This is a genomic window from Microbacterium horticulturae, from assembly GCF_029094505.1.
Lineage (GTDB): Bacteria > Actinomycetota > Actinomycetes > Actinomycetales > Microbacteriaceae > Microbacterium > Microbacterium horticulturae.
Genome location: NZ_CP119108.1, coordinates 12,244 through 38,238 on the forward strand (window position 1 = coordinate 12,244; position 25,995 = coordinate 38,238).

The following is a 25,995-nucleotide window of genomic DNA, read 5'->3' on the forward strand; positions in this document are numbered from 1 at the left end:
CGACATCCCCCGTCCGTCGTCAGACGATGAGGGATGCCGCGGGCACGGCGGTCTTCAGCCGAAGCCGTGCTGCAGCCGCAGAATACGCTCGGCGCGATCGCCGTCGCGGGCGGCCACGGCGTCACGGAACACCCGGTACATGTCGGTGCGCTCGACCTCGTCCGTCACGTGCGGGCGCCAGCCGTACAGGTTGCGCCGGAGCCCGAACTCGCACTCCTCGAGGATCTGCTCGAGCATGCGATTGCCGGTGGCGTAGGTCACCATGGTGAAGAACTGAGCGCTCAGGCGCAGCATTTCGCGGCGATCGTCGGCACGGGATGCCGCGATCAGCTCGTCGACGCCGGCGAGCAGCTGATCGAGCGTGTCGTCGGAGCAGCGGCCCACCGCCATCCGGATCGCGTTGCCCATCGTGTACACGATGAACTCGTGCGTGGCCTCGAGCATCGATGCATCCGGGATCGACACCCGGGTCCACCGGTTCGCCGACACCTCCACCAGGCCGCATCTCTCGAGGCGCTGCAGAGCCTCGCGCACCGGCGTGCGCGAGACGCCGAGGTTCTCGGCGAGCTCGACATCGCGCAGACGTTCGCCGGGTGCAAGGCGTCCGTCGAGGATCGCTTCGCCGAGCACTGTGTACACCTCGTCGCCGAGGACTGCACCGCGGGGGTCGAGCGGCGCGAAAGCAACATCGCTGGTCATGGGTGGCCCAAGTCTATGTATCGGTTCGGAACGGCCGCCGGGGGAACGGCCGGGTAATAACAGAGCACTGGGAATCGGAGGCAATATACCAGTTCGGGATATGTGCAGAGGGCACAAGACCTGCCGCCCGCCGTCGTGGCCGAGCGCAGGAGTTCTCCGCGATATATCAGTAGAGTTGAAGGGTCACGTTCGCGTGACTTATCCGGGGGGATCCGTCGGTGCCCGGTCCGTTCGGCGTTCTGCTGGCGGTCCGGGCACCGTATGGGCGTGCGTTCTGCAACATTTGTGTCACCATCCGACACGGACCCACCGCGACCCTCGTGTGTTCGTTAGCGTGGAGGAAATCCCGGCGCACGGTGTGCTGGGAACCGAAAGAACGGCAGTACATGAGCACGCAGGGCACCGTCAAGTGGTTCAACGCGGAGAAGGGCTTCGGCTTCATCGCCCCCGACGAGGGGGGTGCGGACGTCTTCGCGCACTACAGCGCCATCCAGTCCAACGGCTTCAAGAGCCTTGAGGAGAACCAGCGCGTCGAGTTCGAGGTCGCACAGGGTCCCAAGGGCCTGCAGGCCGAGAACATCCGCGCGCTGTAGACAACACAGCACTGCGCGGCTCTCGCCATCAGCGTCCGGATGTCATCCGGTCGTAGGTGGCGAGAGCCTGCGCGTCTTCGGCGTGACGCATCGCCCGGCGCGCGGCATCCAATGCCTCGACCGGGTCGGGAAGCCGGCGGGCGTCCGCCAGTTCGTCGCGCGCTGACGCCAGTCGCACGCGCGCGTCGGCACCGGCACCGGCTGCAGACGCCTCGGCTCGCGCGACTGCGGACTGCGCCGCCGCGATCGTGCCGGTGAGTGCGGTCCGCGCACCACGCAGGCGCTGCTGCGACGTGCGGGCATCGCCCAGGGCGAGGTCGAGCCGATCACGCAGGCGTGCGACGCCGTCGACCGCCTGCGTGGGCCGTCGCGCGGCATCCTTCTCCCACCGCGTCAGTGCCGACTCGGCCTCGCGAATGGCGTCGCCCAGCCGCTCGGCCGCCGTGGGCTCGAGACCCTCGCGCACCGTCATCGCCTGCCGCAGCGCGGCCCGGACGGCCGCGAACTCGTCGGGCAACGACTGCACCGCCTGCGCGATGAACCCGTGCACCTCGTCGAGGCGTCGCGCCTCGATCTGCGCCGATCGGATGCGCCGCTCGGCGAGGGCCAGGTCAGACAGCGCGCTGCGCGAAGGATCGCCGGCGCTGGCCGCAGCGCGGTCGAGCAACGCGCTCGCCTCGGCGGCGTGGTGGGATGCCGCGGCTGCGGCGGCTGCGGCATCCCCCCATTCCGACTCGTCGTATTCAGAACGCAGCTGCGCGACGAGGGCGTCGGGGTCGCCCATCTGCTCGCGCAGATCGGCGAGGCGTCGGCGCGCGGCCGCCACCTGGTCGGCGGCGGAGGTGTTCGCCTGCATCCACGCCTCGTGCTCACCGCTTGCGTGCGTGATCGCGGCCATCGCCTCAGTCACCCGCGCCGAGATGAGTCGCGCGCGGCGCTGCACCTCGACCGGCAGCAGCGTCGGGTCGTCGCTGATCGTGCGGAACACCTCGAACGCGTCGTCGCGCACATGCTGTGCGGTCATGCGTGCGCGGCGCAGCGACGTCGGTGCGTCGCCGCCGTAGAGGGCGCCCGACAGTCCCACCTCGAGGTCGAGCTCGGCGACCGCGTCGTCGAGTCGCACGAGCTCGGACCCGGCTGTGGCGCGGGCGGCGTCGGCCGCAGCCTTGGCGCGCGGCGAACGACGAGCGGCACGCACCGCCCAGGCGACCGCGACCACGAGGATGCCGGCGATGACCACCACGACCAGGGCGGGCACGCCCCACCGCAGGATCTCGCCGACCAGTTCGCTCACGTCAGCCGTCCTCGGGCAGCAACAGGAGGTCGCGCAGCTGGGCGACGGTGTCGACCGCGGCCTGCGCGCCCTCGGACTCGTGCGGCCAGCTGAAGCCCCAGCGCACGAAGATCACGGGGACGTCTTGTTCGGCACCGCCTTCGACGTCGTGATGACGGTCGCCGATGAGCACCGGCCGGCTCGTGTCGACGCCGACGGCTTCGAGGCGGCGCAGCGCTTCGCCGATGATGTCGGCCTTCCGGCTGAGGGTCTTCTCGTCGGGCGTCGAGCCGGTGATCGCCGCGAGGTGGGTGTCGAGGTCGAAGTGCTCCATGAGCGCGACGACCTGCACCTCGGGCTTCGAACTCGCCGTCGCCTGCGGAATGCCGACGTCATCGAGATCGGCGATGAGTTCGCCGATGCCGTCGATGAGGCGGGCGCCGGCGGTGTAGCCCTCGGCTTTGCCGACCGTGCGGTAGTAGGTGACGGCCTCGGCGGCCTTCTCGGGCGTGACACCGAGATTGGTCTGCATCGAGTCGTACATCGGCGGGCCGATCCAGTGCACGAGCTCGTCACGCGTCGGCGGCGGAAAGCCGAAGTGCGTGAGCGTCGTGGCCAGGCGCCGCAAAATGCCCTCGGACGCGTCGATGATCGTGCCGTCGACGTCCCACAGGACACAGGTGAAGGGCGAGCGGTGCGGCATGCGACCAGCCTACGGGGTGGGCGATCGCGGGCCGGAGCGGGTGGCGCGCGGTCGCGGCTCAGTGAGAGTGCAACTGGTGGACGAGGATGCGGGTGCTTCCCTATCTCTCGGCGACCCGCTGCACTCTCACCATCTGGTCGGCGCTACGGGACACAGATCGCCGGCGGTGCGGGCGGCGGGGGCGGTGCAGGCGCGCGCGACGCGTCAGAACAGCCGCGGGGCGCCCGACTCGACGCCCTTCATGCCCTCGTAGTCCAGGGTCACGCAGCGGATGCCGCGGTCGGCCGCCAGCACCTTGGCCTGCGGCTTGATCTCTTGCGCGGCGAACACGCCCGTCACCGGCGTCAGGTGCGGGTCACGATCGAGCAGCGCGAGATACCGGGTGAGCTGCTCGACGCCGTCGATGTCGCCGCGCCGCTTGACCTCGACGGCGATCGTGCCGCCGGCCGGGTCGCGCAACAGCAGGTCGACCGGTCCGATCGCGGTCGGGAACTCGCGACGCACCAGCTGCAGCCCGTCGCCGATCACGTCGACCTGCTCGGCGAGCAGGCGCTGCAGATCGGCTTCGACGCCGTCCTTGACCAGGCCCGGGTCCACGCCCAGCTCGTGAGCGGTGTCGTGCACGATCTCGTAGATCTGCACCACGAGCTCATCGCCCGACTTGCGGTGGGTGACACGCCACTGCTCGATGACGCCGGCGGCTGCGGCATCCCCCTCCGGCTCTTCGATCGCGAGGGTGCACGGCGGGCTCATCCAGTTCAGCGGTTTGTACGACCCGCCATCGGAGTGGATGAGCAGACTGCCGTCGCCCTTGTGCACGAGCAGGCGCAGGGCCGGGTCGAGATGGGCATTGAGCCTGCCGTGATAGTCGACGGCGCAGCGGGCGATGACGAGACGCACCCGACGAGCCTACCTGCGGTGCGGGATGCCGCCGCGCGGCGCCCGGGGCGGACCCGCGGCATCCACTTCCGCGCTCTTCATGCCATGCCGCGGCAGGTGATCGAGCGGGCGGTGCGGCCGCGCCCCGCGCCGGTGCGAGGATCGAGGGGTGAGTTCTGAAGGGGTGGATGCCGCGCGGCGGCGCGTCGGCCTGACGGTCGCCGCCCTCTGCCTGGGTACGACCCTGAACCCGCTGAACTCGTCGATGATCGCGGTGGCGCTGCTGTCGCTGCAGCACGATTTCGACCTGACCACGCCGCAGGTGACGTGGGTGATCACTCTCTTCTACATCGCCTCGACCGTCGGCCAGCCGCTGATGGGACGCGTCATCGACGCGCTCGGTGCGCGGCGCGTGTTCGTCGCGGGCATGGCCGTGGTGGTCGTCGCCGGCGTCATCGCGCCACTGGGCGGGTTCGCGCTCGTGCTCGTCTCGCGCGGCATCCTGGCGCTGGGCACCTCGGTCGCTTTCCCGGCCGCCGTGGCGCTGGTGGGCCCGCTCGCGCGCGCCGGAGGGATGAGCCCGCCGCGGCTGCTGGCGCGCATCCAGATCGCGAACACGACGGCCGCCGCCCTCGGTCCGGTCGTGGGCGGCCTGCTGATCGCGGTGGCGGGATGGCCGGCGATCTTCTTGGTGAACGTACCGCTGGGCATCGCCGGATTGATCAGCGTGTGGATCCTTGCCCCGCGCGACAACCCGCGCGAGGCGGTGACCGGACGGGCGCTCGTGCGCGTGCTCGACCCCGCCGGCGTGCTGTCGTTCGCGATCGCGGCGGTGGCGCTGCTGGTCGTACTCCTCGATGCGGGCGGTGACGCCACGTGGCTGCTCGTGGCCGTCGGCGTCGTGGCGCTCGGACTGTTCGTCTGGCGCGAGCTGCGCGCCCGCGCGCCGTTCATCGATGTGCGGATGCTCGCAGCCAACCGCGCCCTCACGCTCTCGTACCTCGGCTTCACCGTGTTCAGCGCGCTGTACTACCTGGCGTTCTTCGGGCTGCCGCAGTTTCTCGAGGCGCACGCCGGGTACTCGACCGCGATCGTCGGGCTGCTGATGCTGCCGCTCTCGGGCATGACGATCGCCATCGCACCGGTCGTCGCGCGCGCGATCGACAAGCGCGGGCTCGTACCGGTGCTGATCACCATGGCCATCGTGCTGTTGGTCTCGGCGGGACTGCTCGGCATCGGCGTCGCGACGACGAACCCCGTGTGGATGCTGCTCATGGCGGCGGTCATGGGCATCCCGTACTGCATGGGATCGCTCGTGATGACCGAAGCCGTGCGGCGCGCCGCCCCGCCCGACGCGGTGGGTGTGGCATCCGGTCTCCTGCAGTCGACGCGCTACCTCGGCGCCATCGCCGCGACGGTCATGCTCGGTCAGCTGCTGGCGGGCGGAGTGGATGCCGCAGCCTGGGGCGGCGTCGTCATCGCCGCGGTCGCGACCGGCGTGGTGCACCTGGCGGTCTCGCTGTTCCAGGCCGCGGCGCTGCGGCGCGCGCAGCACTGAGGGTGTGGGGTGGAACGGGCCGGTGGGCGTGCAGGGCGCCCAGCCGTGGGGCGTTTTGCCGCGGCATCCTGTTCAGAACTCCGTCGATCTGCGCGCTGGGTGCGCGGATCGGGCTGGTTTCGGCCGGGATGCCGCGGGATTGGATGAGTTCTGAACGGCGCAACGGCGCCGGCGCGGAGCGCCGGCGCCTCAGTCGCGCTCGGCCCCTGCGGGCGCGGGATGCCCCGCCCCGACGGTCGAACCGGCGATCGGGCGGGCGGCGCCCGACGCGAAGCCCGACAGGACGATCAGCCCCAGGATGATGTACAGGGTGTTCAGCAGTCCGATGTGGTCGCTGATGAAGCCGAGCGCGGGCGGCCCGGCGAGGAACGCCACGTAGCCGATCGTCGAGGCGGCACTCACCCGCGCCGCAGCGCGCGCCGGGTCGTCTGCGGCCGCCGACATCCCGAGCGGGAAGCCCAGCGACGCGCCCAGCCCCCACAGCGCCGCGCCGACGAACACGAGCGGCAGGTTCGGCGCGAGGACGAACAGCAAGAGCCCGGCTCCTGCCAGCACCGACAGCACGCGCAACGTGACCACGCGGCCGAACCGGTCGACCAGGGGCCCACCGAAGATGCGCGCCAGGGTCATGCAGACCGAGAACGTGGCCAGAGCCGCCGCACCCATCGCCTCGGGTGCGGCGTGTCCGTCGACCACGCCCAGCGCGAGCCAATCGTTCGCCCCGCCCTCGGCGAACGCCATACCGAGCATGATCAGGCCCAGCGCGTAGGTGCGCGGCTCGCGCCACGCAGAAAGCGCGATGTGCAGCCGCTCGCGCCAGCCTTCCCGTTCTTCGGCGGGTGTGGCATCCATCGCCGTCTCCCGGTTCGGCACGAACGCGACGCTGATCGCGCCGATGACGACGATGAGCACGGCGATGATCGGAAGGTGGATGCCGGGCACGAGGCCGACCGTGATCGCCAGCGTTCCCAGCCCTGCCCCGATCACGGTGCCGAAGCTGAAGAACGCGTGGAACAGCGGCAGGATCGTCTTCTTGATCGTCTTCTCGATGGCCGCCGCCTCGACGTTCATGATGACGTCGAGGCATCCGTTGCCGAAGCCCCACAGGACGAGGCCGAGAGTGACGACCGGCCACGAGCCGAACACGTCGGTGCCCAGTCCGATGACCGCGATGCCCGCCGCGAAGACCGTCATGAGCGCCAGCATCGACCGGCGTGCGCCGAAGCGCGCCAGGATCACCGAGCTGATCGAGAGGCCGATGATCGACGCGACGCCGCCGATGAACAGCATGAGGCCGACGTCGGTGCGGCTGATGTCGAGGGTGTCGCGGATCGCCGGCACGCGCGCCGACCAGGTCGCGATGCTCAGGCCGCTCGCGAGGAAGATCGCGAAGACGGCGTTGCGCCACCGGGTGATCTGGGCGCGGGTGAGGACGGAATCCATCCCGACAGCATATCGAATCGATTCGAGACACGCATTGGTGGGGAAGGTAGCATCGAGGCGTGAGCGAGCGCAGAGCCACCATCGCCGATGTCGCCCGGGCGGCCGGTGTCGCGGCGTCGACCGCGTCGGTGGTCTTCAGCGGCAAGACCCCGGTCTCGGACGCCACTCGTGACCGCGTTCTGACCGCCGCCGCCGAGCTCGGCTACACCGGGCCCGACCCGCGCGCGGCCTCGTTGCGGCGCGGTCGCAGTGGCATCGTCGGTGTGGTGTTCCAGGGGCCGTTGCGCACGGTCTTCCTCGACCCGGTGACTCGCATCATGATGGACGGCATCGCCGACGGCGTCACCGACCTCGGCGCCGCCCTCCTGCTGCTGCGTGACGATGACGATCGCGAGCCGACTCTGACGACCGCGCCGCTGGATGCCGCGGTGCTCGTCGGCTGCAATGCGCAGATGCGCGACTCGCTCGGGATGCTGCGCTCGCGGGGCATCCCGGTCGTGGTCATCGAGGGCGAGGCCGGCGACGATGTGCCGCAGATCGACCTGGACAACCGCGAGGCGCAGCGCGAGATGGCACAGCACGTGCGCACGCTCGGGCACGAGCGTGTCGCGGCGGTGACCCTGTCGGCCGATGCGGCGCGGCGGCGCGCGTGGATCCCCGCCGACCAGGTCTTCACGGTCGACGTGACGCGCGATCGGCTGGCGGGCTTCCGTGATGTCTTCCCCGACGCGGGCGCGCTCGCCGCAGCCGGCAGCTCGATCGACGAGGGACTCATCGCCGGGCGCACGCTGTTCGCCGACCCCGCGCGTCGGCCGACCGCCGTGGTCGCGCAGAGCGACATGCTCGCGGCGGGTGTGATCCGTGCGGCTGAAGAGGCCGGTCTGCGTGTGCCGCACGACGTCACGGTCACCGGGTTCGATGGGGTCAGCGTCGACGGGCTGGCGCCGTACGAGCTCACGACGATGGCTCAGCCGGCGGCCGACAAGGGACGCGCGGCGGGGCAGGCCGTGACCGCGATGCTGCAGGGGCGGGATGCCGCATCCTTCCGCTTCACTTGCACGTTCCGCGCGGGCAACACGGCCGCGCCGCCCGCGGCCTGAGCCGGGTGCCGGAGCCGGGCGCCTGAGCCGTGTGCTTGAGCCGGGTGCCTGACTCCCGGCATCCCGTCCCGCGCAACACCGCGGCGAATTCATATGAAACTGTCCGCTGCACACCAAACCGCCGCCGGTTTGATGTCCATGAGACAAATCCATATGAATTTGCCGGAGCTGCGGGAAAGTAGGATGGACGGCAGACCCCCCGACCGGTGAGGAGGCCGCAGTGTGCTGATCCTCCTGGCGGCGTTCGCCCTGGTTCCGCTGCTGTTGCCCTGGGCGGTCCGCCTGGTCGGGGCACGCGCGTTCTATGGCGCGGCGCTCCTGCCCGCGGTCGCCTTCGTGAATACCGCGCTGCAGGCGCCGGCGGTCTTCAGTGGCCACATTCCGTTCGAGACATACACGTGGATCCCGAGCCTGCACATCAACCTGTCGATGCGCATGGATGTGCTCAGCTGGGTGCTCACTCTCATCGTCACCGGCATCGGCGCCATCGTGCTGCTCTACTGCCGCTGGTACTTCGTCGGCCACCTCGAGGGCATAGGCCAGTTCTCGGCTGTGCTGCTCGGCTTCGCCGGCGCCATGTACGGGCTCGTGCTCATCGACGACATCGTCGTGCTCGTGATGCTCTGGGAGGTCACGAGCGTCCTCAGCTACCTGCTCATCGGCTATTACCACCGCCGCGGCGCGAGCCGCCGTGCCGCGCTGCAGGCGCTGCTGGTCACCACGATCGGCGGACTGGTGATGCTCATCGGCGTGGTGCTGCTGGTGATCCAGGCCGGCACGACGAGCCTGTCGGGGATCATCGCCGACGCACCGACCGGCCCGATCGTCGACGCGGCGATCGTGCTGATCCTGGTCGGAGCGCTCAGCAAGTCGGCGATCTTCCCCTTCCACTTCTGGCTGCCCGGCGCCATGGCCGCGCCCACCCCGGTCAGTGCCTACCTGCACGCCGCCGCCATGGTCAAGGCCGGCATCTACCTCATCGCACGCCTCGCGCCGGCGTTCGCCCTCGTCGGACCCTGGCGGCCGATCCTCCTCGGGCTTGGCGCGTTCACGATGCTGCTCGGCGGCGTCCAGGCGCTGCGCGAAACCGACCTCAAGCGCATCCTCGCGTACGGCACGGTCAGCCAGCTCGGGTTCCTTACAATCGTGCTCGGCTACGGCACGCGCGACGCGGCACTTGCCGGCATGGCGCTGCTGGTCGGCCATGCACTGTTCAAGTCGTGCCTCTTCCTCATCGTCGGCGTCATCGACCGGCAACTGGGCACCCGTGACATCCGCGAGTTGTCGGGCGTGGGCCGCCAGGCGCCCGTCATGGCCACCGCGTCGATCATCGCGGTGTGCTCGATGGCCGGCGTCATCCCGACGCTGGGCTTCGTCGCGAAGGAGAGCGTCGTCGCCGCGCTCCTGCACCCCGCCGACGCATGGGACATCGTCGCGCTCGTCGGCGTCGTCGTGGGCTCGGCGCTGACCGCCGCGTATGCGATCCGGTTCGTGTGGGGCGCGTTCTGGCGCAAGAAGAACGCGCCGACGACCCGGTGGCCGGTTCCTCGCGCGGGGTTTGCCGCAGCGCCCGTCGTGCTGGCCGCGCTGTCACTGGGCGCCGGCTTCGCCGCGCCGGGGATGGATGCCGCGCTCGCCCGCTACGCCGACACCGTGCCGGGCGCGGGTCACGCACACCTCGTCCTCTGGCACGGCTGGGCAGAGCCCGCGCTGTGGATATCGCTGGGCACGCTCGTCCTGGGCGCCGTGCTGGTCGCGATCGCGCGCGCGATCCGCTGGGACGAGGTGCGTCGCGTGCTGCCGTTCGGTGCCGGCGACGCGTACAACGCCGTGCTGCGTGGCGTCGCCCGCCTCTCGGTCGCGGTGACGCGGGTCACCCAGCGCGGCTCACTGCCCATCTACGTCGGCACGATCTTCGTGGTGTTCGTCGTCGCCGAGGGAACCGTTCTGCTGGCATCGCCGGGATGGCGTGCGCAGCTGGACGCCTGGCAGTCGCCCATGCAGCTGTTCGTCGCACCCCTCATGATCATCGCGGGTCTCATCGCCGTGCGCGCCGGCAAACGCTACACCGGCGTCGTACTGGTTTCGGTGACCGGGCTCGGCATGATCCTGCTGTTCGCGACGAGCGGCGCCCCCGACCTCGCCCTCACCCAGGTGCTCGTCGAGACCGTGACCATGGTGGCGTTCGCGCTCGTGCTGCGGCGCATCCCCTCGCGCATGGGCACGCACAACGACTCGGTGTGGCCGATCACCCGCGCGATCCTCGGGGCCGCCGTGGGCATCGTGATGGCGGCCGTCGCGATCATCGCCACCGGCGCCCGCGAGGCCGTGCCGATCTCGAAGGAGTTCCCCGAGCTCGCCTACCAGCTCGGCCACGGTAGGAACGTCGTCAATGTGGCGCTCGTCGACTTGCGCGGGTGGGACACCATGGGCGAACTGTCGGTGCTGATCCTGGCGGCCACGGGCGTGGCATCCCTCGTCTTCGTCACCCACCGCGCCGACCTGCTCTCGTCGCTCTCGGCCCTGCCCGCCGGCGTCGGTCGCAGCCGCCGGCTGCTCATCGAGACCGACGACGGCCTGCAGCAGCAGTCGGACGAGGCGCAGGGGCAGCGCGCGTGGCTCGTCGGCAGCCGGCGTGTGCGGCCCGCCGAGCGTTCGATCATGCTCGAGGTGATCGTGCGCATCCTGTTCCACACGATCATCGTCGCCTCGATCTATCTGCTGTTCGCGGGACACAATCTGCCCGGCGGCGGCTTCGCCGGAGGGCTGGTCGCCGGCATGGCCCTGGTCATGCGATACGTCGCCGGCGGGCGGTACGAACTCGGCGCCGCCGCCCCTGCCGATGCCGGCCGGCTGCTGGGCGCCGGCATGGTGCTGGCCGTCGTCACGGCTCTCGTACCAGTGCTTTTCGGCGCGGCGCCGCTGACCAGCGCGGTGTTCGAGGCCGACATTCCCGTGCTCGGCCACATCGAGTTCGTCACCTCGACGATCTTCGACATCGGCGTGTACCTCGTGGTCATCGGGCTCGTGCTCGACGTGCTGCGCAGTCTCGGTGCCGAAGTCGACCGCCAGACGGCCGAGCAGCGGGCCGAAGCCGCGGAGGCCGCCTCATGACCGCCAGCGGGGTGCTCATCGTCATCATGGCCGTGCTGTTCGCGTGCGGCGTCTACGCGATGCTCGAGCGCAGCCTCACCCGCGTGCTCATCGGCTTTCTGCTGCTGGGCAACGCCGCCAACCTGCTGCTGCTGATCGTCATGGGCGAGCCGGGGCTGCCGGCGTTCTTCGGCGACGCCGACAAGGACGAGTTCAGCGATCCGCTGCCGCAGGCTCTCACGCTCACGGCCATCGTCATCACGTTCGCAGTATCGGCGTTTCTGCTCGCACTCATCTACCGCACCTGGCAGCTCGGCCAGGCCGACACCGTCACCGACGACGAGGACGACATCGCCCTGCGCGCCCCCGACCACGCGGCCGAAGAGGACGCGCTCGACGACGAGGTCGAGGTCGAGCTCGCCGACGACGAGATCTCTTCGGACTTCATCGACGTCTCCACCTCGCCCATCACGGTGCTGCACCATGCCGACAACTCCGTGATCGACGACGACGCCCCGGTCGACGCGCCCGATCGCCGCACCGATGAGCGCGCCGACGATCCGAACGGCAAGGGGCCTGACGCATGAGCTCGCTGATCCCGCTCCTGGTGATGCTGCCCCTGCTCGGCGCAGCCGTGGCGCTCGTGGCCGGCCGCCGCCGGCGCGTGCAGATAGCGGCATCCGTCACCACCCTCACGGCGGTCGTCGTGATCGCCGCGGTTCTGCTGGGGACGGTGGATGCCTCGGGCACACCCGTCGCCGTCTCGGTGGGCGGCTGGCCCATACCGTTCGGCATCGTGCTGTACGTCGACCGGCTCTCGGCGCTGCTCGTGGGCGTGTCGGCGGTGGTGCTGCTGGCGGTGCTGCTGTTCTCGGTCGGGCAGGGCTATGCCGACGGCGACGACGACACCCCGGTGACGATCTTCCATCCGACGTACCTGATCCTGTCGGCGGGCATCTTCACGACGTTCATCGCCGGCGACCTTTTCAACATGTACGTCGGGTTCGAGATCCTGCTGGTGGCCTCGTACGTGCTGATCACGCTGGGCGGCACCGAGTCGCGCATCCGCACCGGCGTCGTCTACATCGTCGTCTCGCTGGTGTCATCGATCCTCTTCCTGGCCGCGATCGCGATCATCTATGCGGCGGTGGGCACCGTGAACATGGCGCAGATCGCCGAGCGGATGGGCCAGCTGCCGGCATCCACTCAGCTCGTCCTGCACCTCATGCTGCTGATCGCCTTCGCGATCAAGGCCGCCGTGTTCCCGCTGTCTTTCTGGCTGCCCGACTCGTACCCGACGGCGCCGGCGCCGGTCACCGCCGTGTTCGCGGGCCTTCTGACCAAGGTCGGCGTGTACGCGATGATCCGCACCGAGACGCAGCTGTTCCCTTCGAGCGATGTGAACACCCTGTTGCTGATCGTGGGGCTGGCGACCATGGTCATCGGCATCCTCGGCGCGCTGGCGCAGGCCGAGCTCAAACGCATCCTGTCGTTCACGCTGGTCAGTCACATCGGCTACATGGTGTTCGGCCTAGCCATCGCCACGCCCGCCGGGCTCGGCGCCGTCGCGTACTACATCGTGCACCACATCGTCGTGCAGACGACCCTGTTCCTCGCGATCGGTCTCATCGAACGCCGCGCCGGATCGACGTCGATCCTGAAGGTCAAAGGCCTGATGCGGGCGGCGCCGCTTTTGGCCGTGCTGTTCTTCATCCCCGCGATCAACCTGGGCGGGCTGCCGCCGTTCTCGGGCTTCATCGGCAAGTACGCGCTGTTCGCCGCAGCGGCGCAGGTGGGCACGCCGCTCATGATGACGCTCATCGTCGGCGGCATCGTCACCTCGCTGCTGACGCTGTACGCCCTCATGCGCGCCTGGAACCTCTCGTTCTGGCGTGAGGACGACGAGCCCGACGAGGCCGAGCTCGAGACGCTCGACCGCGTCGCCTATCTGAAGGGGGCTCCCGCCGCCGGCGTTCAGACCGAGCGGCGCGCGATCCCCAAGATCATGACCGCCGCCACCGCCGGTATGGTCGCCGTGACCCTCGCGCTGACGGTGTTCGCGGGCCCGCTGTACGACCTGTGCGCGCGCATCGGGGACGGCATCGCGCACCCGGTGCACCTCTCCCAGCTCGAGGAGGAGGCCGGACAGTGAACACCCTTCGGATCGCCTGGCGACAACTGCCGTTCTTCATCTGGCTGATCGCGTTGTGGATGCTGCTGTGGGGCCAATTCACGGTGCTCTCGGCGCTCACGGGACTGATCGTCGCGCTGTTCGTCACGCGCGTGTTCCGGCTGCCGCCCGTCGAGCTGTCGGGTCGCGTGAACCTCTGGTGGGGGCTCGTGTACATCGTGACGTTCATCGGCAACGTCGTGCTGGGCTCGCTCCTGGTCGCGTGGCAGACGGTCGACTGGCGGCATCAGCCCGAGACCGCGATCATCGCCGTGCCGCTGCGGACCGACGACGATCTGATCATGACGCACGTCGGGGTCACGGCATCCCTCATCCCCGGATCGCTGGTGGTACACACCGACCGCGATCGGCGCATCATCTACCTGCACTTCGTCGGCGTGCATTCGCTGGCCGATGTCGAGAAGCAGCGGCGCGGGGTGCAGCGCTGGGAGGCGCGCATCGTGCGCGCGGTCGGTTCGCGCGCGCAGGTCGAGATGCTGAAGAGCCCGGCGCCGGGCGTGGGCGGACACGGGTCGGGAGGGCAGGACCGATGACCATCCTGATGTGGACCATCTACTTCGTGTTCGCGGCCGCAGCGCTGGTGACCTTGTGGCGCATCGTGCGCGGGCCGTCGATTCTCGACCGGGCGGTGGCCGCCGATGTGCTGCTGACCGAGGTGCTCTGCGTGCTGGGTGCCGACATGGTGCTCAACCACCACACGCGCACGCTGCCGGTGCTGCTGATCATCGCGGCCGTCGGCGCTTTCGGGTCGATCACGATCGCCCGGTTCGTCGCGCGGAAGGACGGCCGATGATGGATGCCGTGCTCGACGCGATCGCAGCGGTGCTGGTGCTCATCGGCGCATTGCTGTGCCTGACTGCCGCGATCGGGGTGGTCCGGTTCAAAGACGTGCCGACCCGTCTGCACGCGGCCACCAAGCCGCAGGTGCTCGGCGTGATGATCATCTGCGTGGCGATCGCGCTTGCGCTGCGCTCGTGGCCGGTGACGGCGTTTCTCGTGTCGGTGGTGCTCGTCCAGCTGGCGACGGCGCCGCTGTCGGCGCACATGGTGGGACGACAGGCCTACCGAAACGGCCGCATCGCCCGCGACGACATGATCGTGGACGAGCTCGCCGACGCGGGCCGGGGCCCCGACGGGCCCTCCGACACCCCCGAACGGTGAGAGTGCAGTGGGTGGACGAGAGGTAGGGAAGCACCCGCATCCTCGTCCACCAGCTGCACTCTCAGCGAAGAGGGGGCTGCGCGCGCTCAAGCGTGCGAGGGGCGGGATGCCGCGGCATCCCGCCACCGCGTCAGTACCAGCCGGTCGACTGGGAGTGGCCCCAGGCGCCGCACGGCGTGCCGTAACGGCTCTTGATGTAGCCGAGGCCCCAGTTGACCTGGACGGTCGCGCTGCTCTGCCAGCCCGAGCCCATCTTCGATCCGGGCAGGGCCTGCGGAATACCGTAGGCGCCCGACGGGTTGGCGGCGTTCACGCGCCAGCCGGACTCGCGGTTCCAGAGGTTGTTGAGGCAGGTGAACTGGTCGCCGCCCCAGCCGTAGCGGCTGGCCATGGCGCTGCGCGCGTACGCACGGGCGGCCGACGGTGAGTTGCCGCCGGATGCCGACACGCTGGCCGCGGCCGGCTGCGACGACGAGCTGCTCGAAGTGCTGGAGCTGCTCGAGGCGGCCTGCTGCTGGGCGGCGCGCTCGGCGGCGCGCTGGGCGGCCTCCTTGCGGGCCTTCTCTTCGGCGGCCTTGCGTGCCGCCTCCTTGCGTGCCTGCTCCTTGTCGTAGGCGACGACCTTGGTCGCCACCGTCGCGGTGGTGGTGCGCAGGTCGGCGGTCATCGCGCGCACCGCGGCGGGCGAGGCATCGGCGGACTCCTGAATGTCGGAGATCTGCGCCTTCAGCGAGGCCGCGCTGACCTTGCCATGCGCGGCATCGGCGGCCGCACGGGCGACGTTCGCGTAGTAGGCGGCGTTCTCGTCGACGGGCCGCGGACCGGCTTCGGCGACGACCGGGGTGGTGTCTCGGGGCGGAGCACCGGCGGCACTCGCCGGAACGGCCACGACACCGAGGGCGGCCGCCGCGGTGACGGCCAAGAGGAGGGACTTCTTCGGGTGGGTGAGGGTGCGAAGGCGCACGGGGCTCCGATGTTCTTTCTGTCCCGTCGTGCGTGGCGCGACCCCTCTCAGGGCCGCGGGCTACAGACGACGTCTTCAGCGCGACGCCGCCCGAACGGGCTGGTCGCCCCGGCCTGGCATGTGCTCTGCGGCGCAAGCGTCGCGCGGCACGAACCGGCGCTGTGCCGGGGTGCTGAGCCGTCGGCCGAGTGGCCGAACCGGGGCATCCACCGTCTCGATCGGGTGCCGGGGCGGGGACCGGACCACGCTAAGCGCGGATTCTGGACGCTTTCTGGGAAAGGCCTGGCCGTAGCATCCATCGCGTTCGTATAACGATCGGGATGCCGCGGCTTGTGCGCCCCCGAAAATAGGTGCATGATGCGGCGCGTTCTGGGGGCTCTCGTGGTGTGCGGGTGGGGGTCGGCGGCGCTGGCCGGGTGCGCGGGCGGGCCGTTCGGCGCGGTGGGAACGTGCGTCGACTGGGTGGCCTATGCGACACCGGCCGATGCTCTTGCCGACGTGTCGCACGCCGTCATCGGCACCGTCGGCGGGCAGGACGGCACCACTGACCTGTACAGCTACGAGGTCAACGCGTGGACCGTGCACGTCGACCGGTGGATCAAGGGTTCGGGTGACGATGAACTGCGGGTGCTGTCGGCGCCCGAGACCTGCAGCGACGGGTCGCCGTACCCGGCGGGCGATCCGTTCGCCGCGGCATCGGGCCCCCAGCTGATCCTGCTGACCGATCTCGACGGGACGTGGACGTCGGTCACCCCCTGGCAGGGGATAGTGCCCGCACCCGACGACGCCGTGCCCGAGGCGTGGCCGGCGGGAACGATGGGCAGCCCAGCACCCGAGGAGTGAGATCGTCGCCTGCGGTGGCGGGCGTGCATAGGGTCGGGGATCGGCGGCGACACGCCGTGCGGTTCGCGCCGCTCGCGGCGCGCCGAGCAGAATCCCCGACGCGGTGCACGCGCTGCGGGCCGTAGGCGCGGCATCGCCGACGCGTTCGACGCGGCATCTCCGGCATCTCCGGCGCGTTCGGCGGGTGGATGTCATGATCGGTGCGCCCGCGACACTAGAGGGTGAAGGCACTTCCGCACACGACGAGGACGCATGTACGAGACCGACACCGACGGCGAGCTGATCCGGCTCGCGCTGCGCGGCGATCGCGGTGCTTTCAGTGCGATGTTCGCGCGCCACGGCAAGGCGGTGTACCTGTATGCCTGGGGCATGACGCGCGACGACCGCGACGCCGAAGACCTCACCCAAGACACGTTCGTGATCGCGTGGCGACGGCTGCGGGGCATTCGGCTGGTCGACGCCTCGGCGCTGCCGTGGCTGCTCGTGACCTGCCGCAACCTCGCCCGCAACGCGCTGCGTGCCCGGCGCGGACATCTCGCGCTCGACGAGTCGCTGCTGCCGGGGGACCGCACGCGGCAGGAACGGGTCGAAGAGCTCACCTGGGTGCGCGAGGCGATCGGGCGGCTCGGCGGTATGGACCAGCGCGTCGTGCACCTGTGCCTGGTCGAGGGCTATTCGTACGCCGAGGCCGCCGACCACCTCGGCCTGTCGACGTCTGCCGTGGCCAAGCGGCTCGAGCGCGCGCGGGCGAGCGTGCGGCGAGCGGTGCGGGGGGAAGCATGAGCGCGGAGCCGAAGCAGGGTGCGTACGTGGATGCCGCGCTCGCCGTCGTCGGCGAGCGGATCGACGAGCGCATCGATGAGCTGGGCCGTCGCCGACACCGCCGCCGCGCCTGGGGGGTCGTGGGGCTGGTGTCGGCGACCGTGCTCAGTGGATCCGTCGCCGCCTATGCGCTCACCGCGGCGGGGACCAGCGATGAGACGGCCGTGCCGGTGGCAGACATGACCCCGCACAGCATCGCGTGCGTCGACGGCACCGACGTCGATGCGCCCGCGTACTTCACCGCCCGGTATCGGGTCGATGCGGGCGTCGAGGTCTCCCCCTCGGCGATCTGCACGGCCGCGCGGGCCGTGGCCGACGCCGAGGTGCGGGCGCTCAGCCCCGATGCCTCGCGCGCCCTTGCTGGGCGTCTGATCGCCGGTGTCAGCGGCGAGGTGCCGACGACGGAAGTGCGGGTGGATGCCGCATCCTTCGCCGTCGCGTCGACGCAGCACATCGGCGACGCGGCCGTGTGCACCCGCGATGATGGTGCGATCGTCGTGCTGGTCACCACTGGCGACCCGAGCTCATCCGCGCTGCGATGTGCGCGCGCCGGGCTGTCTGGAGGCGGCCGGTGATCCGCCTGGTCCCCGGCGCATTGCGGCGCCTGGCGCGGCAGCCGCTGCGGGTGGTGGCCGTGGTCCTTCTCGCGGGCGTCGCGCTTGCGGCATCCGGAATCCAATCCGCCGCGGCGACCGCGCTGCAGTCCACGCTCGACGCGAACTGGCGGGGCGCCTACGACATCCTCGTGACACCGCGCGACGGGATGCATGCCGTGAACGGAATGTTGCCGCCGAACACGCTCAACAGCACGTTCAGCGGCCTGACGCTCGACGATCTGAAGAAGGTGCGTGCGGTCGCCGGTGTTGACGTTGCTGCCCCGCTCGGTGAGATGCTGTTGCCCAATCTGGCGGCAGGAACGGTGAGCATGTCGGTGCCCCACGGGCTCGCCGGCACCGACACGGAACCGCAGACGTATCGTTTGAGCGCGACGTACACGAGCGACGACGGGTTGGGCGAGCGGATTGTCTGGCACGGCACTCAGACATTCATCGTCGACGAGACGCACCCCGCCGATGCACGTGAAGACGGGGCCCAGTGCGGTGAAGACCCCGATGGCACCTCGAGCATCGACGGGCGCACGTACCGCGAGAGCGACTACCCGGCGCTCACGACGTATCTCTGCCAGCAGCTTTCGCCGGTGCTGAACGGGGTTACCGGCTTCCTCCCCGGCCCGAACGGCGATACGCGCCTCCGATACAGCGGATATGACGGCCAGTACAGCATCGCCCTGCCCGTGGGAACGTTGTCGACGACGCGTATCACTCTTGTGGACCCAGTGGCCGAACAGAAGCTGCTGGGCAAGGACGGCGCCTTCCTCTCGCCGCTGGTCGACCTGGATCCATCGGCTGATACCGATGTGCGCGGCGTCGCGACCTGGGCGCAGTCGGCGTCGTCGGACTTCGCCCGCGACGCCCGCACCACGCTCGGTGGGATGGCCTCGGGGCTTTTCGATGCGCCAGCGGACGTTCTGCCCGAGCTCCGCCAGATCTGGAAGGCCAACGGTGACGACTGGGACGAGTGGGTCGCCCACGACATCTCGAACACCGCGGCCGTGCCGCTGCTGGTGTCGAATGCGCCGACCGCGAATCTGTCGGTCAAGGTTGATATCTCGGCCTTCGGGCCGGCGTCGAAGGTCGAAGGCGGCGATGGCGTGCTCGAATACGGGCCGTCCGCGGCGGTGACCCAGAAGAAAGGGACGACGGTCGGATCGACATCGGCGGATGCCTCCGAGGTGCTCAATCCGTTCCTACGTGTGCAGACCGACACGGTTGCCTGGCCCGGCACGGAGCTCGATGACGTGGTGGGCGGATACGGCGCGCTCGAGATTCAGGCCGCCGGGCGCGATGCCGCAACGGGATACACAGTCACACCACAGGGAATCACCCTTGCGGTTACGGGCTACCGCAGCCCGCTTCATGGGAGTGACCAGAACTCGTTCGGCGAGAATGAGGATCCCAATGCGATCGGTAGTGAAGCGGCGTATCAGCTTCTCGACGAGACTTGGACGTTCGGCAACAGCGACGGACTGCCCGCTATGGCGGTGCCAGTCGGCTCGTTCGATCCGCGGAGCATCGGCGGTAGTGAAAGTGTGGCGGGCTCCGTGCCGCTCGGGGCCTACAGTGACGTGAGTTCGACGGTCACCGCTGGGCCGCATGCCGGATCGACGCTCCGTCCCGCGGTCAGCGGCACCGGACTGGTCGGTACCCGCACGGTGGCGATCGCCTCGATCGCAAGCGCCGCGGCGTGGCACGACGACGCACCGATCGACGCGGTGAGGGTACGGGTGGCGGGCATCTCGGCTTATGACGCCGGTGCACGACAGAAGGTGATCGACGTCGCGACGGCGATCCAGAACCTCGGGTTTCAGGCGACGGTCGTGGCAGGATCGTCGCCGACGCAGGTTGGGGTCGACGTGACCGGCTATGCATTCGGCACGATGGACCCGAACGGTACCCAGACCGTCGGCGATCTGGGTACGGTTGTCCAGCGCTGGTCAGAGCTCGGCGCCGCCGCCCGGGTCGACCTCTCGGTGTCGACCGCGACGTATGCCATGCTCGGCATAGGCCTCGTCGCCGTGCTGCTGCTGATGGGCACCGTGCAGCTCGCTGCGATCCCAGGAAGGCGGCTACAGGCGCGCGCGATGCGCGACATCGGGTTTACCCGCGCGCGGATCGCGCGCTGGTATGCGGCAGAAGAGGTTCCAGGCTGGCTGATCGTCGCCCTCGTCGGTGGTGCGGCCGTGGCGCTGGCAGCTGACCGCCTGCTCGCCGCGGTCGTGGTCGGCGTTGCACTCGTGATCATCGCCGTCGTCGGTGCGATCTCGGTGATCGCCGGCTCCCGAGCGCGCGTCGGGACGCGACCACGTGGATCCGCGTCGCGGCGGATGGGCGCGGCATCCATCATCGGATTCGGCGCGCGGCAGGCGCGCATCCACCCGCTGTCATCGGTCGTGCACACGGTCGCTATCGTCGTGGTCGGCGTCGCCTGTGCCGGACTCGTCGCCGTCGCGCTCAACGCCCGGAGCGAGGCGGGCGCCAGCCTGCTCGCCGGCCTGACGTGGGTGCGCATGCTCTGGCCGCAGCTCGCCCTGGGCCTCGCCGGGATCGGAGGCGGCCTGCTGCTGGCGCGGCTCGTGCGGCGCATCGACCTCGACCGTCGCGCCGCCCAGTGGCGGGTGCTGCGCGCAGCCGGATGGACGACCGGGCAACTGGCCGCGGCCCAGCGCACCGAGGGCATCGTGGTCGCTCTCCCGGCGATCGCGCTCGCGGCGCTCGTGGCATGGGGTGGGGCGATCGCTCTGGGCTTCGAGCCCACCTGGATCAGCGCGGCGGCCGCCGGCGGGGCGGGCATCGTCTGTTCGCTCCTCACCTTCACCGCCCGCGGAAAAGGACGTGACACGTGACCGATACGACGACGATGCAGGATGCCGCGGCCGCCGCCTACGGTGGTGCCGCCGTCGCACTGCGCAGCGTGACGATCCAGTTCGAGCGCCCCGGTTCTGAGCCGCTGCAGATCGTCGACGGCTACGACCTCACGCTTGAGCGCGGGCAGATGCACTGTCTGGCGGGACGCAGCGGATCGGGCAAGACGAGCATCCTGCGGGTGGCGGCGGGGCTCGTGCCGCCCGCGGCCGGCACGGTGCGCTGGGAGGGCCTGGAGATCACCGGGCTCGCCGACGACGTGGTCACGGCACGTCGTCGCACGCACATCGGCTACCTCGACCAACGCGGCAGCCTGGTGCCCGGGTTGACCGCGCTCGAGAACGTGCTGCTGCCGGCCGTGCCCGATCGGCGCACACGTGAGCTCTCGCGCCGCGCACGTGATCTTCTGCATCGGCTGGGTGTCGGCGCTCGAGCCACGCACTACCCCGAGCGTCTCTCGGGCGGGGAGCGTCAGCGGGTCGCGTTCGCACGGGCGTTGCTGCTGGAACCCGCGATCATCATGGCCGACGAGCCGACCGCCAGCCTCGACCGCGAGACGGCCGATCAGCTCATCGGGCTGCTGGGCGAGCTCGTCGCCGACGGGATCGCGGTGCTCGTGGCATCCCACGATCCGCACCTCATCGAGGCGGCGGGCTCGCGCACCCAGCTGAGTTGAGGCCAGGGCCTCGAAACGACCTGTGCCGCTATGGCGTCAGCACGAGGGTGTGCTTCGCGGCGGCCTTGACGGCCTTCGGCGAGAACGCCCACGGGAGGGCCTCGACGTGCTGCCAGGCATCCACCTGATCGTTGTAGTTCGGGTGGAACGCGTGGCCGCTCTCGCCGGTGAGGTTCGTCCAGGTCGACGCGTCGAAGTTCGACAGGTCGACGACGAGTCGCATCGACGGGACCGTGTTCACGTCGAATCCGCCGCCGATCGACCAGCCCGTGGCATCCACCACACTCGACCCACCGCCGACGGAGAACGGACCGCGGTTGAACAGCCATTCGATCGGGGCGATGCCGCTCGAGCCGAACGTCCCGCTGGTCAGCTCCAGGGTGTGCAGGCCACCCCACGTCCAGTTCGCCGGATTCGAGCCCTGAAGCTTCGACAGCCGGTCGTACGCCTGATTGGCCGCCTTCACGAGCATCGCGCGCTGCCCGCTGACACCGATCTTGCTGTTGCTCCACCAGTCGGAGTCGGGGTTCTCGAGCAGCTTGTCGACCACGAGGAAGACCCGGCTCTGACTGCCCGTGGGCGCCGGAGAGTCGCGACGGGTGAAGAGATCCTGCGTGAGCTCGTCCCACACGACGTTGGCGTAGGCCGCGGCGGCGGAATCGGCCGCGTTCTGGCCGTCCCACAGGTCGAACAGGTCGAGGGCCGCCTGGACGTCCTTGTCGTCGACCGTGATGTCGGAGTAGGCGGTGATGAGCTTCTTGCCGATCCAGAAATCGGTGTCGGCCTGGATGTCGCGCATGTCTTGCACGGTCAGTTTGTGGTCGGCCGACTTGCGGGAGATCAAGTCGGTGATGCGTGCCGCGCGCCAGCCGTAGTCCCAGTCGTTGGTGAGGAAGTACTTGTAGTCGTCGCCGATGATCGCGTTGTTCGCGGTGACGATGTAGCCGTCGTCGGGGTTGTATGAGACCGGCAGATCCTTGAAGGGGATGAAGCCCGTCCAGTCGTAGTCGGAGTCCCAGCCCGGCTGCGGCATCGATCCGTCGCCCTTGCCACGGATAGGCAGCTTGCCCGGCGCCTGATAGCCGATGTTGCCCTCGACGTCGGCGTAGATGAGGTTCTGCGCGGGCACGTCGAACTGCGCGGCTGCGGCGCGGAACCCGGCGAAGTCGCGGGCAGTGTCGAGCGTGAAGATGGCCTCGGCGGTGGTGCCCGGGGTCAGGGCCGTCCACTTCAGTGCGACTGCGGTCTCGCCCTCGGGCATGTTCTTCGGCTCGGTCACCTTGTCGGCGCTGCCGGTGGCGGGTGTCTCGGCGATGGACGCGTCGTCGTCGTTGACGCTCGAGATGATCGGACCGTTGTTCGTCGACCGGATCTCGAGGTCGACATCCTTGGCGCCCGCGACCTTGATGGTCTCGTGTGAGATCTTCAGCGGCTCGAGCTTGCCATCGCGCCAGTACTCATCGCCCTTGATGCGCTCGAGATACAGGTCGGTCACGTCGGTGGTGAGGTTCGTGAAGCCCCATGCGATCTTCCCGTTGTGGCCGATGACCACGCCCGGAACTCCCGAGAACCCGAAGCCCGACACATCGAACGGGCACGCGTCCGACAGCTTGGTGCAGCGCAGCGTGATCTGGTGCCAGATGCTGGGCATCGCCGCGCCCAGGTGCGGGTCGTTCGACAGCAGCGGCATACCGGTCGCGGTGAGTTCGCCGGAGACGACCCACGAGTTCGAGCCGATGCCCTCGCCCACCGGCCCGATGAGGGCGCTGGCGGCCTCGATGACGCTGTCGACCCGCTTCCAGTGGATGGACGACGACGGCTTGGTGCTGGTGCCTTCGCCGGCGCTGTCGCCGCCACCGGTGTCCGTGCCCTTCTCGTCGCCGATCGTCGACGCCTTCGCGGCGGGCACGTCGGTCGAGATCTCAGGCACGATCACGGGGTTCTCGTCGAACGGGTACGACGGATAGAGATCGTCGATCTGGTCCTGCGTATAGCCCTCGCCGGCAAGCAGGGCGCGGTCGGTCTCGTCACCGAGATTCGCGCGCAGATCCCAGGCCATGGCCTTCAGCCACGCCAGCGAGTCGGCGATGGTCCACTTCTCGATCGTGTAATCGGGGTTCTGGAGTTTGAGGATGCCGTACTCCAGCGAGACTGCGGCGCCCTTGTGGTCCTTGAGGTAGGCGTTCACCCCGTCGGCGTAGGCCTGGTAGTAGGCCTTGGCGTCGTCGGAGAGCAGCTCGACCTCTTGCTCGGCGACTTTGCGCCAGCCGAGCGTGCGCAAGAACTTATCAGTCGCCAGCTGCGACTCGCCGAAAAGTTCAGACAGCCGTCCGCTGGTCACATGGCGACGGAAGTCCATCTCCCAGAAGCGGTCCTGCGCGTGCACGTACCCCTGTGCGAAGAACAGGTCGTGGGTGGTGTCGGCTTCGATGGTCGGGATGCCGCGATCATCACGCAGCACCGTCACCTGGTCATTCAGCCCCGCGGCGGTGATCTGACCGTCGACGGTGGGGAACGAGCGCTGGATCGTGAACACGACGAAACCAGCGGCGACCACGGCGATCACCACGATCCCGGCGAGCACGCTGAACAGGGTGACGCCGATCTTGCGACCGACGGACATCTTGGGCTTTGCGGGGTGCGGAGTTTCAGACACGGATGACTCTTCGGCGGTGAACGTCTTGCGGTGGGAAACCGCGCCTCGGGTGCGCGGACGTCCTCGCATCGTATCGCCCGGCGACCGCGATGCCGAACTCTCTTCGGTTTTCTCCGTGCGAAGGGCCGGCGAAGGCTCGACCCGACGCCAGCGACGCGGCGTAGTCGCTGTGCCGACGGCGCGGTTCGGTCGTCGCACATGACCGTTTTGGCGCCGTAGAACGGTAATACGTGACGACCGAACGTCAATGGGAGCGGACGGGGAGCGGATGCCGCGGCTCAGCACCGCGCGCAGACCGCGGCCGGCGGCATCCCGAACCGGAGGCTCAGTCGGTGCCGGAGTCGAACGCGGCGCCCTCGCTGGCCTCGTCGACGGCCGCCGCCTCGGAGCGCGTGGCGGCCGAGCCCTCGGAGATCTCCTCGGCGGCGCCCTGCTCGAGCGCTCCGACGAGGTCGGCGGTCGCGCCGCCGATCAGGCCCATGCCGGCGTACTGCTCGAGGCGTCCGCGCGAGTCGGCGATGTCGAGGTTGCGCATCGTGAGCTGGCCGATGCGGTCGGTCGGGCCGAAGGCGGCATCGCCCACGCGCTCCATCGAGAGCTTCTCGGGCGCGTACGACAGGTGCGGGCTGGTCGTGTCGAGGATCGTGTAGTCCTCACCGCGGCGCAGGCGCAGCGTGACCTCGCCCGTGATCGCCGAGCCGACCCAGCGCTGGATCGACTCGCGCAGCATCAGCGACTGCGGCTCGAGCCAGCGTCCCTCGTACATCAGCCGGCCGAGGCGCCGACCCTGCTCGTGGTAGGTGGCCAAAGTGTCTTCGTTCAGGATGCCGTTGACCAGGCGCTCGTACGCGATGAACAGCAGCGCCATGCCGGGGGCCTCGTAGATGCCGCGCGACTTCGCCTCGATGATGCGGTTCTCGATCTGGTCGCTCATGCCCAGCCCGTGGCGTCCGCCGATGCGGTTGGCCTCGAACACGAGCTGCACCGGGTCGTCGAACGACACGCCGTTGAGCGCCACCGGACGGCCCGCCTCGAACGTGACGGTGACGTCTTCGGTGTCGATCTCGACCGTCGGGTCCCAGAAGCGCACGCCCATGATCGGCTCGACGGTCTCGAGCGACACGTTCAGGTGCTCGAGCGTCTTGGCCTCGTGCGTCGCACCCCAGATGTTGGCGTCGGTCGAGTACGCCTTCTCGGCCGAGTCGCGGTACGGGAACCCGTGCTCGACGAGCCACTCGCTCATCTCCTGGCGGCCGCCGAGCTCGCCGACGAAGTTGGGGTCGAGCCACGGCTTGTAGATGCGCAGCGCGGGGTTGGCGAGCAGTCCGTAGCGGTAGAACCGCTCGATGTCGTTGCCCTTGTAGGTCGAGCCGTCGCCCCAGATGTCGACGCCGTCCTCCTTCATGGCGCGCACGAGCAGGGTGCCGGTGACGGCACGGCCGATGGGCGTCGTGTTGAAGTAGGTGCGTCCGCCGCTGCGGATGTGGAACGCGCCGCACGCGAGGGCCCCGAAGCCCTCTTCGACCAGCGCGCGCTTGCAGTCGACCAGACGCGACACCTCGGCGCCGTACTGCGCGGCGCGGCCGGGGATGGCCTCGATGTCGGTCTCGTCGGGCTGACCGAGGTCGCCGGTGTAGGTGCAGGGGACGGCACCCTTGTCGCGCATCCACGCGACGGCGACGGAAGTGTCAAGCCCCCCGGAGAAGGCGATGCCGACGCGCTCGCCGACGGGGAGGGACTGCAGAACCTTCGTCATGCTCCCAAGTCTACAAAGGGGCGGGATGCCGCATCGGCGGCGTTTCAGCCGTGGCACCGCCGTCGCTTGCTACGATCGTCGCGCCGACCGGCTCGGACGGAGG

General features: G+C 69.6%; 22 protein-coding genes. 14 read left to right on the top strand and 8 right to left on the bottom strand.

Going from position 1 to position 25,995, the window contains the following annotated elements:
• Window positions 1–54: 54 nt before the first annotated feature.
• Window positions 55–699, bottom strand: coding sequence for a GntR family transcriptional regulator (locus PU630_RS00070; protein WP_275278319.1), 645 nt, complete (start codon window positions 697–699; stop codon window positions 55–57).
• Between the two features lie 386 nt (window positions 700–1,085).
• Between PU630_RS00070 and PU630_RS00075 the strand changes: the two genes are divergently transcribed.
• Window positions 1,086–1,292 (top strand): cold-shock protein, encoded by a 207-nt coding sequence (locus tag PU630_RS00075; protein WP_129387695.1) that lies wholly within the window; start codon window positions 1,086–1,088, stop codon window positions 1,290–1,292.
• 28 nt (window positions 1,293–1,320) lie between these two features.
• On the opposite strand, the gene PU630_RS00080 is transcribed toward PU630_RS00075, so the two are convergent.
• The 3 genes from PU630_RS00080 to nucS form a co-directional block, all read right to left on the bottom strand.
• Window positions 1,321–2,586: a coiled-coil domain-containing protein gene (locus PU630_RS00080; protein WP_275278320.1), complete on the bottom strand. Its 1,266-nt coding sequence runs from the start codon at window positions 2,584–2,586 to the stop codon at window positions 1,321–1,323.
• A gap of 1 nt (window position 2,587) precedes the next feature.
• Window positions 2,588–3,268, bottom strand: a complete 681-nt coding sequence (locus tag PU630_RS00085; protein WP_275278321.1) for an HAD hydrolase-like protein — start codon at window positions 3,266–3,268, stop codon at window positions 2,588–2,590.
• A 204-nt stretch (window positions 3,269–3,472) separates the two neighbouring features.
• Window positions 3,473–4,168, bottom strand: coding sequence for an endonuclease NucS (gene nucS / locus PU630_RS00090; protein WP_275278322.1), 696 nt, complete (start codon window positions 4,166–4,168; stop codon window positions 3,473–3,475).
• A 148-nt stretch (window positions 4,169–4,316) separates the two neighbouring features.
• Here nucS and PU630_RS00095 point away from each other — a divergent pair, with 148 nt between their 5' ends.
• Window positions 4,317–5,705 (top strand): MFS transporter, encoded by a 1,389-nt coding sequence (locus PU630_RS00095; RefSeq protein ID WP_275278323.1) that lies wholly within the window; start codon window positions 4,317–4,319, stop codon window positions 5,703–5,705.
• A 189-nt stretch (window positions 5,706–5,894) separates the two neighbouring features.
• Here the strand turns inward: PU630_RS00095 and PU630_RS00100 are convergent, their stop codons facing one another.
• Complete coding sequence (locus tag PU630_RS00100; protein WP_275278324.1) at window positions 5,895–7,148, bottom strand: MFS transporter; 1,254 nt, start codon at window positions 7,146–7,148, stop codon at window positions 5,895–5,897.
• A 59-nt stretch (window positions 7,149–7,207) separates the two neighbouring features.
• Here PU630_RS00100 and PU630_RS00105 point away from each other — a divergent pair, with 59 nt between their 5' ends.
• From PU630_RS00105 to mnhG, 7 genes are all read left to right on the top strand, one after another.
• The gene (locus PU630_RS00105; protein WP_275278325.1) at window positions 7,208–8,248 is read left to right on the top strand and encodes a LacI family DNA-binding transcriptional regulator; all 1,041 of its coding nucleotides are present in this window, start codon (window positions 7,208–7,210) and stop codon (window positions 8,246–8,248) included.
• A gap of 222 nt (window positions 8,249–8,470) precedes the next feature.
• Entirely contained in the window at window positions 8,471–11,362 is a 2,892-nt protein-coding gene (locus tag PU630_RS00110; protein WP_275278326.1) for a Na+/H+ antiporter subunit A, read from the top strand.
• Window positions 11,359–11,928: a Na(+)/H(+) antiporter subunit C gene (locus tag PU630_RS00115; protein ID WP_275278327.1), complete on the top strand. Its 570-nt coding sequence runs from the start codon at window positions 11,359–11,361 to the stop codon at window positions 11,926–11,928. Before PU630_RS00110 ends, PU630_RS00115 begins: the two co-directional genes overlap by 4 nt.
• A complete protein-coding gene (locus PU630_RS00120) occupies window positions 11,925–13,493 on the top strand; it encodes a Na+/H+ antiporter subunit D (RefSeq protein ID WP_275278328.1) in 1,569 nt (522 codons plus the stop codon). Before PU630_RS00115 ends, PU630_RS00120 begins: the two co-directional genes overlap by 4 nt.
• On the top strand, window positions 13,490–14,065 hold the full coding sequence (locus PU630_RS00125) for a Na+/H+ antiporter subunit E (RefSeq protein WP_275278329.1): 576 nt from the start codon (window positions 13,490–13,492) through the stop codon (window positions 14,063–14,065). The genes PU630_RS00120 and PU630_RS00125 overlap by 4 nt, the downstream gene beginning before the upstream one ends.
• Complete coding sequence (locus PU630_RS00130) at window positions 14,062–14,325, top strand: MrpF/PhaF family protein (RefSeq protein WP_275278330.1); 264 nt, start codon at window positions 14,062–14,064, stop codon at window positions 14,323–14,325. Before PU630_RS00125 ends, PU630_RS00130 begins: the two co-directional genes overlap by 4 nt.
• Window positions 14,325–14,693 carry a monovalent cation/H(+) antiporter subunit G gene (gene mnhG, locus PU630_RS00135; RefSeq protein WP_275280138.1) on the top strand — a complete coding sequence of 123 codons (369 nt, stop codon included), beginning with the start codon at window positions 14,325–14,327 and terminating at the stop codon, window positions 14,691–14,693. Before PU630_RS00130 ends, mnhG begins: the two co-directional genes overlap by 1 nt.
• A 130-nt stretch (window positions 14,694–14,823) precedes the next feature.
• Here mnhG and PU630_RS00140 read toward each other — a convergent pair whose 3' ends face one another.
• A complete protein-coding gene (locus PU630_RS00140; protein ID WP_275278331.1) occupies window positions 14,824–15,657 on the bottom strand; it encodes an aggregation-promoting factor C-terminal-like domain-containing protein in 834 nt (277 codons plus the stop codon).
• A 354-nt stretch (window positions 15,658–16,011) separates the two neighbouring features.
• On the opposite strand from PU630_RS00140, the gene PU630_RS00145 reads away from it, so the two are divergent.
• The 5 genes from PU630_RS00145 (at window position 16,012) to PU630_RS00165 (ending at window position 21,480) form a co-directional block, all read left to right on the top strand.
• On the top strand, window positions 16,012–16,500 hold the full coding sequence (locus PU630_RS00145; protein ID WP_275278332.1) for a hypothetical protein: 489 nt from the start codon (window positions 16,012–16,014) through the stop codon (window positions 16,498–16,500).
• 252 nt (window positions 16,501–16,752) lie between these two features.
• Window positions 16,753–17,283: an RNA polymerase sigma factor gene (locus tag PU630_RS00150; RefSeq protein ID WP_275278333.1), complete on the top strand. Its 531-nt coding sequence runs from the start codon at window positions 16,753–16,755 to the stop codon at window positions 17,281–17,283.
• The gene (locus PU630_RS00155; protein WP_275278334.1) at window positions 17,280–17,897 is read left to right on the top strand and encodes a hypothetical protein; all 618 of its coding nucleotides are present in this window, start codon (window positions 17,280–17,282) and stop codon (window positions 17,895–17,897) included. Before PU630_RS00150 ends, PU630_RS00155 begins: the two co-directional genes overlap by 4 nt.
• Window positions 17,894–20,785, top strand: a complete 2,892-nt coding sequence (locus tag PU630_RS00160; RefSeq protein ID WP_275278335.1) for a hypothetical protein — start codon at window positions 17,894–17,896, stop codon at window positions 20,783–20,785. The genes PU630_RS00155 and PU630_RS00160 overlap by 4 nt, the downstream gene beginning before the upstream one ends.
• Window positions 20,782–21,480: an ABC transporter ATP-binding protein gene (locus PU630_RS00165; RefSeq protein WP_275278336.1), complete on the top strand. Its 699-nt coding sequence runs from the start codon at window positions 20,782–20,784 to the stop codon at window positions 21,478–21,480. Before PU630_RS00160 ends, PU630_RS00165 begins: the two co-directional genes overlap by 4 nt.
• A 28-nt stretch (window positions 21,481–21,508) precedes the next feature.
• On the opposite strand, the gene PU630_RS00170 is transcribed toward PU630_RS00165, so the two are convergent.
• Window positions 21,509–24,136, bottom strand: a complete 2,628-nt coding sequence (locus PU630_RS00170) for a penicillin acylase family protein (RefSeq protein ID WP_343075850.1) — start codon at window positions 24,134–24,136, stop codon at window positions 21,509–21,511.
• Between the two features lie 325 nt (window positions 24,137–24,461).
• On the bottom strand, window positions 24,462–25,892 hold the full coding sequence (gene argG, locus PU630_RS00175) for an argininosuccinate synthase (RefSeq protein WP_275278337.1): 1,431 nt from the start codon (window positions 25,890–25,892) through the stop codon (window positions 24,462–24,464).
• Window positions 25,893–25,995: the final 103 nt, after the last annotated feature.

Bases quoted from the DNA above. Each gene is read 5' to 3' on its own strand.
- PU630_RS00070 (WP_275278319.1), bottom strand. From the start codon at position 699: ATGACCAGCGATGTTGCTTTCGCGCCGCTCGACCCCCGCGGTGCAGTC.
- PU630_RS00075 (WP_129387695.1), top strand. From the start codon at position 1,086: ATGAGCACGCAGGGCACCGTCAAGTGGTTCAACGCGGAGAAGGGCTTC.
- PU630_RS00085 (WP_275278321.1), bottom strand. From the start codon at position 3,268: ATGCCGCACCGCTCGCCCTTCACCTGTGTCCTGTGGGACGTCGACGGC.
- PU630_RS00100 (WP_275278324.1), bottom strand. From the start codon at position 7,148: ATGGATTCCGTCCTCACCCGCGCCCAGATCACCCGGTGGCGCAACGCC.
- PU630_RS00115 (WP_275278327.1), top strand. From the start codon at position 11,359: ATGACCGCCAGCGGGGTGCTCATCGTCATCATGGCCGTGCTGTTCGCG.
- PU630_RS00120 (WP_275278328.1), top strand. From the start codon at position 11,925: ATGAGCTCGCTGATCCCGCTCCTGGTGATGCTGCCCCTGCTCGGCGCA.
- PU630_RS00130 (WP_275278330.1), top strand. From the start codon at position 14,062: ATGACCATCCTGATGTGGACCATCTACTTCGTGTTCGCGGCCGCAGCG.
- mnhG (WP_275280138.1), top strand. From the start codon at position 14,325: ATGGATGCCGTGCTCGACGCGATCGCAGCGGTGCTGGTGCTCATCGGC.
- PU630_RS00145 (WP_275278332.1), top strand. From the start codon at position 16,012: ATGATGCGGCGCGTTCTGGGGGCTCTCGTGGTGTGCGGGTGGGGGTCG.
- PU630_RS00150 (WP_275278333.1), top strand. From the start codon at position 16,753: ATGTACGAGACCGACACCGACGGCGAGCTGATCCGGCTCGCGCTGCGC.
- PU630_RS00155 (WP_275278334.1), top strand. From the start codon at position 17,280: ATGAGCGCGGAGCCGAAGCAGGGTGCGTACGTGGATGCCGCGCTCGCC.
- argG (WP_275278337.1), bottom strand. From the start codon at position 25,892: ATGACGAAGGTTCTGCAGTCCCTCCCCGTCGGCGAGCGCGTCGGCATC.